Here is a 7,895-nt window from a genome sequence, read left to right on the forward strand (position 1 = left end):
GACACGATGCGCCGGGAACCCTGGACACTGTCAGCGAAAGGCGCCGGCGCTTGACGGTGCGTCGTCACGGCGATCACCCCTGGCCGTTCGAGGGAGCGCTAGGAGTGGCCGGCGACTGACCGGCCGCGATCTGGTCCAACGCACCTTGGAGGGACTCGGAGTACCCCTGACTGGTGTACGACGCCCCCGAGACGGCGTCGATGCCGGCACCCTGGGCGACCAGGGCCTCGCGGCGCAGCACCGGCGCCGAGTAGTCAGCGATCTGACCGGACTGTCCGCCGGTGGGCAGCTGGACCGCCTGGACGTCGGTGACCTTGCCGCCGGCGACGGTCACCCGCACCTGGACCGGCCCGTAGCGCGTGGTGATCAACGGACCGGTCACCGATCCCTGGTCACTGGCTGCCAGGTTGACGGCCGGGCCCAGACCCGCCGGGTCGGAGGTCAGCGTCTTGGCACCCAGCAGGAGGAGCACTCCGAGCACGGAGCCGGACACCTTCAACGCCGGGCCGAAACGGCCGAGAGCGCTGGGGGTCGTGAGCGATCGGGTGGTCATGTCGTCTCCTCAGAACTCGAAGCGTTCAGCGTGGATGTGGCGCAGCGGCACTCCGCAACGCAGGAGACAGGCGGTGGCCGCGTCCATGAAGGGCGCCGGGCCGCAGAGGAAGACGTCGCGCCGGTCGAGGTCAGGCACGAGATCGGCCAGCCGGGCGTCGACGAAGACGTCGTCCGCCCCACCGGGGTCGCCCAGCCCGTAGTGCACGTCGATGTGATCGGCTCTCGCGAGGAGGTCGATCTCCGCGCGGTGCACCAGGTCAGCGGCCGTCCGACCCCGGTAGATCAAGGTCGCGGGTCCCGTCGCCGGACCTTCGCGGTGCAGGTGCTCCAGCATGGCGCGCAAGGGCGTGATGCCGATGCCCCCAGCGAGCAGGAGAACTCCGCCGTTGCGACGACGGTGGGTCGTGAGGGCGCCGTACGGACCCTCCATCAGGACGCGAGTGCCGGGCGTGAGCGCGGCCAGCTCGGCGCTGTGTCGTCCGAGCCCTTTCACGGTGATCCGCAGCTCGGAGTCGGTCGGGGCCGCCGAGAGCGAGTAGGGGTGCGACTGCCACCAGCCGCTCGGGGTGAGGAAGCGCCAGCGGAAGAACTGGCCGGCCTGGGCTTCGAGGCGATCGAAGGCGCGTCCGGTGATGACGATGGAGACCACCCCGGGACCCTCGACGGTGACCCTGTCTACCTGCGGGTGATGGTGGACGGCGTTGCGGACCGGGTTCAGCCAGCGGTACCAGAGCAGTAGCCCGGCCACGCCGGCGTACATGGAGATCCACAGGGCCTTGGCCCAGCCGGCTTGGAAGTCAGCGCCAGCGCTCAGGACGTGGAGGAAGCTCAGGCCGATCGCGATGTAGGTGAGCAGGTGGACGAGGTACCAGGTCTCGTAGTCGACCCGCTTCCTCACCTGCCGCGCCGAGAGCCCCCCGACGAGCACCAGCAGGCCGTACCCGATGACAGCGAGCAGCACGTTGGGCACCGCGACCAGCATCAGGTTCGTCTGCGCCATCAGCCCGGTGCCCGAGGTGAGCGAGTAGCCCCAGATGATCAGGACGGCGTGGGCGCTCAGAAGTCCGATCAGGAAGCGCCCCGACATGGCGTGCCACCGCGACAAGCGGTCGGTCCCGAGACCGTGGTCGATCCACGGCCCCCGACACATCAGGAGCAGCGCGATCACGATCGTGTAGCCGCCCAGGAGTCCGGCGATGCGGCCGGCCGCCGTGACCCACTCCCCCAGACCCGGAAGCATGGTGGTGTCGTGCCACCACAGGGCGAGCACGGCAATGGCGCCCGACACCACGATCGCGACGAGACCGCGCTCGCTCAAGGTGCGCGGACGTCGCGTCGCCGGCCCGGACGGCGAGGACATCGGGGCGGTCGGCCCCTGGGGCCGGTGATGGGTGGCAAAGGTGGTCATGGCTGAACTGTCGCGCCGGAGACCTGTCGAGAACCTGACTGAATCCCGGCGCGGGCATAGTCAGGTTCTCGACAGGCGCCAGCTCCTGGCGTCCCACCATGATCGCCACCCTGACTCCCGTGCTGCTCGCCCTCGGCCCGCTGGCCCTGCTCCTCGCGATGGCGGTGATCTTCGCCGAGACCGGGCTCCTCGTCGGGTTCTTCCTGCCGGGAGACTCGCTGCTTTTCACGCTGGGTGTGATGGCCGCAGAAGGCGCCATCCACCTGCCGCTCTGGCTGATCGCCGCCGGCCTGTTCGTGGCCGCAGTGGTCGGGGATCAGGTGGGCTACCTGATCGGGCGTCGGTACGGGCCTCGGGTCTTCACCCGAGCCAACTCCCGACTCTTCGCCGCGTCTCACGCGACCAGGGCGGAGTCGTTCTTCGCCAAGCACGGTCCCAAGGCGGTGGTCCTGGCGCGCTTCGTACCCGTCGTCCGGACCTTCACCCCGGTCGTCGCCGGCGTGGCCGAGATGCCGCGCCACGCCTTTACCGGCTACAACGCGATCGGCGGACTGATCTGGACCGTCGGGTTCCTCTCCGTCGGCTACTTTCTGGGAGGCGTGCCGATCATCGCCTCGCACATCGAACTGTTCGCGATCAGCATGGTCGCCCTCACGCTGATCCCAGCGGCGGTCGGGCTCGTTCGGCATCGTCGCAGGAGCGCACGAGACAGCGCCGCGCTCTCGCGCGTCGACCACCCAGCCGAACTGCTGACCAGTTGAGCACGCCTCCCTGGAGCGCGCAGGCCGCTCGGGTGGGACGCTGTGCCCAGCAACCGGAAGGAACGACATCATGCTGATCGGCGTATGCGAGGACGATCCTGCCATCCGACGCCTGGTCTCACGGGCTCTGGAGTCCGCTGGCCACGAGGTCCTTAGTGCCCACGACGGCGGCGAGGCGTTGCGACTGCTGGGACCTGACAGCGGGGTCGACGTGGTCGTGATGGACGTCGGACTCCCCGACTCCGACGGCCGCGACGTCGTGCAGGCCCTTCGTTCCGAAGGCCAGTCCGCGCCGGTGCTGTTCCTGACCGCGCTCGGTGCCGTCCACGACCGGATTGCCGGCTTTCATGCCGGCGGCGACGATTACGTGTCCAAGCCGTTCGACATCAAGGAGTTCCTCCTCCGCGTCGAGGCACTCGGACGACGAGGCAGGCCGGCGCCGCCGACGGTGGGAGGTCTCGCTCTCGATCCGGCGGGGCACACGGTGCGCTGCCCGGGCGGGGAGGCGCTGCTGACCCCCACGGAGTACCGGATGCTCGCCGCGATCACCTCGCGCCCCGGAGAGGTCGCCCGGCGCAAGGCCGTGGTGGCGGCCGCTTGGCCGGATGGCTCCATGGTCAGCGAGAACACGATCGACTCCTTCATCCGACGTATCCGGGTCAAGCTCGAGAGCATCGACGCTCCGGTCAGCATCGAGACGGTCCGCGGCGTCGGGTTCAGGCTGTCGTGACCCCACCGGTGCCATCGGGGTCCTTCCGGCGACAGATCGTCATCCTCACCGCCTGTTCGACGGCTTTCGCCATGGTGGTGCTGACGGTGGTCGTGCAACTGATCCTGGCCGCCCAGACCAGCCGGGACGTCGACCGCGTCCTGGAGGACCGGGCCGACGCCGTCGCCGGGTCGACCACGAGCGAGCCCGGCCAGGGAGCGCTGTCCGTGCCGCAGGCGGACCTGGACCGCGGAGTCGTCGTGTACGCCGCCGACGGCACCCTGGTCGCCGGGATCGTCCCGAAAGAGCTGGCCGACACCTACGCCGTCCTGAGCGCCACCACCACCACCCAGCTGCGCAACGTCGGCGACGACCGACGGGTGCTGGCGCTGCCCTTCGCGACCGCCGGCGGAGCCCGCGGAGTGGTGATCGTCGACGAGCTCCTCCAACCATACGAGGATGCCGAGTTCTACGCCTTGCTCGTCAGCCTGATCACGGGAGCCTTCGCGACGGGCGCCGCGGCAGCTCTCGCCGCCTGGGTCACCAAACGCGCGCTCCAACCGGTAGCCGTTCTGGCCAGCACCGCCGCCGACTGGAGCGAGCACGACCTGACGCGTCGCTTCGCCCTGGGGCCTCCTCGCAACGAGCTGACGGCGCTCGCCGGCACGTTGGACACGTTGCTCGACAAGGTCTCCGCGGCCATCCGGTCCGAGCAGCGACTCACCTCCGAGCTGGCACACGAGCTGCGGACCCCATTGACCACCATCCAGGGCACCGCCGACCTGGCGCTCATGGGTGACGACCTCCCGACGTCCGCGCGGGAGGATCTCGAGCAGATCTCCGTGGCCGCCCACCGGATGACGGGCACGATCGCCACCCTCCTCGAGCTCGCGCGCTCCGACCGCAATGTCGCAGAGTCGGCGGTGTCGTCACTCGCCGGCGTCGTGAACGAGACCGTGCAGGCCACGCCCACCCCGACGGCGATCACGGTGGACGTCGACCTGCCGGATCTCCGCCTGGGACTCCCGCACGCCCTCGCCGTTCGAGCGTTGGCACCGGTCGTGGCCAACGCTGTGCGGTTCGCGACCTCGTCGGTGCGGATCGTGGTGCCGTCGTCGATGACTGCCGGGGTGGAGCTGACGGTCGAGGACGACGGTCCCGGCGTCCAAGCAGACCCCGAGCGCATCTTCGAGGCCGGCACCACCAGCGGCGGCGGATCCGGAGCCGGCCTCGGCCTGGCCCTGGCGCGTCGGGTCGCCCGGTCGTGCGGCGGCAACGTGGAGCTGACCAGGCGCGAGGGACCGACCCGCTTCACCGTCCGGCTCCCGAGGGCCTGATGCTCGCCCGCGTGGGAAGACTCCCCAGATGACCTGCAGCAGGTGGCCTTTTCCCGACACGAAGGTGCATCAACATCGTTCAACTAGTGGCCGGTTCAGAGTCCAGTGCCAGCCATGAGCAGTTCCGCGCGGCCTTGCTGCCTGATCTCAAGGGCCACCACTGCCAGCACCCCCAGTGCGAACACGAGACGCTTGGTGCGTAACGGCAGCACGGACCACTGCAGCGTCAACCAGCGGTGCGTTGCCGCCCCGTAGCCGGCACGCACGATTGCAAGCGCCGCGCCCATGACCACCACGATCCCCAGCGGGTTGTAGCGCCAAGCTTGACCCAGATCGCCAACCATCGTGTACCTCGCGGCGCGAGTTCCGCCACACAGCGGATCCATGATCCCCCAGCGATGAGTGATCGGATGAAGGTCCACGCCCGGAAGCCCAAACAGCGCCATCGCGGCAGCCACCCCGAGGCCGACAACGGCAAGGACCGTTGCCGGCCAATAGCGATCCCGAGGAGTCCAGGCCATGATCGTCGGCGCTGCCGCAAGCGAGCCATAGCGCTCGCCGCTGCCTTGCCCGCGTGGGCGTCGATCCTCGACCGGCATGCGCCACTCTCCCTACTGCTTGGATGACCGATGGGCTACGAGCAAGCCTAGGAGATTTGCCGTTGTCCCGCGAGGGCATTGGGTCATTGCTGGCGCCGCACCTCTGAGGGCCGATCTAACGACCGTCGCTTGGATCGAGCGTTGTTGGCCAGTTGCTTTACTATGTCGCATAGTATGCAATCCGTCGGACTTCTCACTGCCTCGCCGTCAGCCTTCCGAACGCTACGCCTCAGGTCGTCGGCTGCGCGCTCATTTCCGGGGCGACTTCTCAGTCTCGCCTGCGGCGTGGGTCTTGCGCTGGCGTTCGACCCGGTCGGCTGGGGCCTACTGGCGCCGCTTTCCTTGGCCATCTTCTTTTCTCGTGTCTGGCACCTCCCTCGCGCTCGGGTGGCGGCGCTAGATGGGTTTGTCTTCGGCGTTGCCTTCCTCGGCACGCACCTGTGGTGGCTGGTCGACTCCATCGGAGTGGTGGCCTGGGTCGCGCTGACTCTCGCGGAGAGCCTCTGGTTCGCGCTGGGGTTCGTTGGTGCCTACCTGTGCCGCAGGCAGGTGCTCTGGCCCGTGGCAACTGCGTTCATCTGGACTGCATTCGAGATATTCAGGCAGTCGTGGCCGTTCGGCGGCTTGCCTTGGGGACAGCTGGGAGTCGCGGCGCTCGACACGCCCTTAGAAGCGGCCTTGCCCTACGTCGGCGTCACGGGCACCTCTTTGCTGGTCGCCCTCGTCGCAGCGGCTGGCGCGCACTTGGTCGCAGGTCGCTCGAAGGCCGCGTGGGCGAGTGCCGGAGTAGTCGGCCTAGTGGTGTTGATCGCGCTGTCGACTCTCGGACGCACGCGGGCCGGGGCCGACAATCATTTGAGCGAGGAGGTTGGGGGCGGCAAGGTGATTGCCCTGGTGCAGGGCGGCGTACCTGGCGACGGACGTGACGTTCTGGCCTATCGACCCGAGATCCTCTCCAGCAGCCTGGAGCTGACGCGCGCAATCCGCGGGAGCCTTCCAGCGAACGCACTCGGTCCAGATCTCGTCATCTGGGCCGAAGGTGCTGCTGGCGGTTCTCCAGCCGATGACGACAACGTCCGAGCACAGATCACCGCGGCGGCTCGCGAGGTAGGGGCACCAATCCTCGTGGGGTCCATCAACGCAGGTCCCACGGCGGGGACGCGCTACAACCAAGGCGTCGTTTGGAGTGCGGAAGGGCCTAAACCGTTGGCATACACGAAGCTACATCCGGTCCCCTTCGGAGAGTTCATCCCTGCTCGGAACCTGATCGGCGGTCTCTCCTCGCAGTTCGATCGCATTCCCTTCGACATGGTGCCCGGGCCCAGCCCGGAGCCTATGAGCGCGGGAGGCATGGTGATCGCCAACGCCATCTGCTTCGACATCGCTTACTCAGGAGCTATCCGCGACCAAGTGGTCGCCGGTGCCGAACTGATCGTCGTGCAGACCAGCAACGCAACGTTTGCCGGCACGAGCCAGCCGCAACAGCAGTTCGCGATCACACGAGCCCGCGCCATCGAAACTCAGCGCGCGGTTGTTGTTTCGTCACTCAACGGCGTCACTGGTGCCATCCGACCAGACGGCTCAGTGATCGAGCAGCTCTCCCCCGAGGCTGTTGCTGCGGCAGTCGTGACCGTGACCCCTTCGCGCTACCTCACGCCGGCGGTCCGACTGGGTCCGCGCCTGCTCGAGGGCATCCTGGTCGGAGCCGGCTTGGCGTTGCTTGCAGAGAGTGTCAGGCGGCTACGAGAGGCGAGGGGCGCCTCGCGGAACCGCACCCAGCACCGCCCCGCCCGGTACCCCACTGGGGTACCGTAGCCTCACCCAAGGAAACGCGATACATGACCTACCATGTTTCGCTCTTCGCGCTGACTGTCCCTTTGGAGGGAGCCACTATGCCCATCATGTCGGCTCTCGAAAGCGGTTTTTGCAGGAGCGCGCCGTGGCGGATCTTCGCTCGGCGTCGCGTACTGCGTTGGGCTCTGCAGGGCCACGCCCTGTCAGGGCAGGTCTTGGAGCTCGGCGCCGGAAGTGGCGCCATGGCCGAAGGCGCGGCGATTGCTTTCCCGGAGGCACGCCTGACCGTCACGGACCTTGATCCGACGATGGTCAGATCGGCTCGCGAGCGACTGAGGCCCTACCCCAACGTCGAGGTCATCGAAGCCGACATCACCCGTCTCGCCTTCGAGGATGGATCGTTCGACATCGTCACCAACAACCTGATGCTGCACCACGTCGTCGAGTGGCCTGCAGCTCTGGACGAAGCTAGGCGTGTCCTGCGCCCGGGGGGGCTGCTCCTGGGCTACGACCTCACGAGGACGCTCGCAGCGGAGGCAATCCACTTTGTTGACCGTTCACCACATCGGCTCATCGAGGCCGACGACCTAGCGGCCCAGCTCGTGAGCAGCGGCTTCTACGAAGTCGCCGTTGATAGTGCGTGGCGAGGTCACGTCATGCGCTTCAGTGGGCGAGCGCCTAGGGCGTGGCTCCTTAATCAGGGCGGGCTGATCGGTTTTGATGGGTACATGT

The 7,895-nt window shown here is 68.0% G+C and carries 8 protein-coding genes; 5 read left to right on the forward strand and 3 right to left on the reverse strand.

Annotated elements, in window-relative coordinates; translation table 11 throughout:
- Positions 1 to 73: 73 nt before the first annotated feature.
- A complete protein-coding gene (locus tag Q1K33_RS14085) occupies positions 74 to 553 on the reverse strand; it encodes an FMN-binding protein (RefSeq protein ID WP_300405022.1) in 480 nt (159 codons plus the stop codon).
- 9 nt (positions 554 to 562) lie between these two features.
- Entirely contained in the window at positions 563 to 1,963 is a 1,401-nt protein-coding gene (locus Q1K33_RS14090; protein WP_300405024.1) for a ferredoxin reductase family protein, read from the reverse strand.
- Between the two features lie 98 nt (positions 1,964 to 2,061).
- On the opposite strand from Q1K33_RS14090, the gene Q1K33_RS14095 reads away from it, so the two are divergent.
- From Q1K33_RS14095 to Q1K33_RS14105, 3 genes are all read left to right on the forward strand, one after another.
- Positions 2,062 to 2,724 (forward strand): VTT domain-containing protein, encoded by a 663-nt coding sequence (locus Q1K33_RS14095; protein ID WP_300405026.1) that lies wholly within the window; start codon positions 2,062 to 2,064, stop codon positions 2,722 to 2,724.
- A gap of 70 nt (positions 2,725 to 2,794) precedes the next feature.
- Complete coding sequence (locus Q1K33_RS14100) at positions 2,795 to 3,454, forward strand: response regulator transcription factor (protein WP_300405028.1); 660 nt, start codon at positions 2,795 to 2,797, stop codon at positions 3,452 to 3,454.
- A 71-nt stretch (positions 3,455 to 3,525) separates the two neighbouring features.
- Positions 3,526 to 4,770, forward strand: coding sequence for a HAMP domain-containing sensor histidine kinase (locus Q1K33_RS14105; protein ID WP_300405030.1), 1,245 nt, complete (start codon positions 3,526 to 3,528; stop codon positions 4,768 to 4,770).
- A 95-nt stretch (positions 4,771 to 4,865) separates the two neighbouring features.
- Here Q1K33_RS14105 and Q1K33_RS14110 read toward each other — a convergent pair whose 3' ends face one another.
- A complete protein-coding gene (locus Q1K33_RS14110) occupies positions 4,866 to 5,369 on the reverse strand; it encodes a DUF2752 domain-containing protein (protein ID WP_300405032.1) in 504 nt (167 codons plus the stop codon).
- A 285-nt stretch (positions 5,370 to 5,654) separates the two neighbouring features.
- Here Q1K33_RS14110 and lnt point away from each other — a divergent pair, with 285 nt between their 5' ends.
- Positions 5,655 to 7,184 carry an apolipoprotein N-acyltransferase gene (gene lnt / locus Q1K33_RS14115; RefSeq protein ID WP_300405034.1) on the forward strand — a complete coding sequence of 510 codons (1,530 nt, stop codon included), beginning with the start codon at positions 5,655 to 5,657 and terminating at the stop codon, positions 7,182 to 7,184.
- Positions 7,185 to 7,261: 77 nt separating this feature from the next.
- A partial coding sequence (locus Q1K33_RS14120; RefSeq protein ID WP_300405036.1) for a class I SAM-dependent methyltransferase occupies positions 7,262 to 7,895 on the forward strand: 634 nt, incomplete at its 3' end.

The organism is Nocardioides sp. (genome assembly GCF_029937575.1).
Taxonomy (GTDB): domain Bacteria; phylum Actinomycetota; class Actinomycetes; order Propionibacteriales; family Nocardioidaceae; genus Nocardioides.

Excerpts from the sequence above, each read along its gene's own strand:
- Q1K33_RS14100 (WP_300405028.1), top strand. The coding sequence starts at position 2,795 with ATGCTGATCGGCGTATGCGAGGACGATCCTGCCATCCGACGCCTGGTC.
- Q1K33_RS14110 (WP_300405032.1), bottom strand. The coding sequence starts at position 5,369 with ATGCCGGTCGAGGATCGACGCCCACGCGGGCAAGGCAGCGGCGAGCGC.
- Q1K33_RS14090 (WP_300405024.1), bottom strand. The coding sequence starts at position 1,963 with ATGACCACCTTTGCCACCCATCACCGGCCCCAGGGGCCGACCGCCCCG.
- Q1K33_RS14085 (WP_300405022.1), bottom strand. The coding sequence starts at position 553 with ATGACCACCCGATCGCTCACGACCCCCAGCGCTCTCGGCCGTTTCGGC.
- Q1K33_RS14095 (WP_300405026.1), top strand. The coding sequence starts at position 2,062 with ATGATCGCCACCCTGACTCCCGTGCTGCTCGCCCTCGGCCCGCTGGCC.
- Q1K33_RS14105 (WP_300405030.1), top strand. The coding sequence starts at position 3,526 with ATGGTGGTGCTGACGGTGGTCGTGCAACTGATCCTGGCCGCCCAGACC.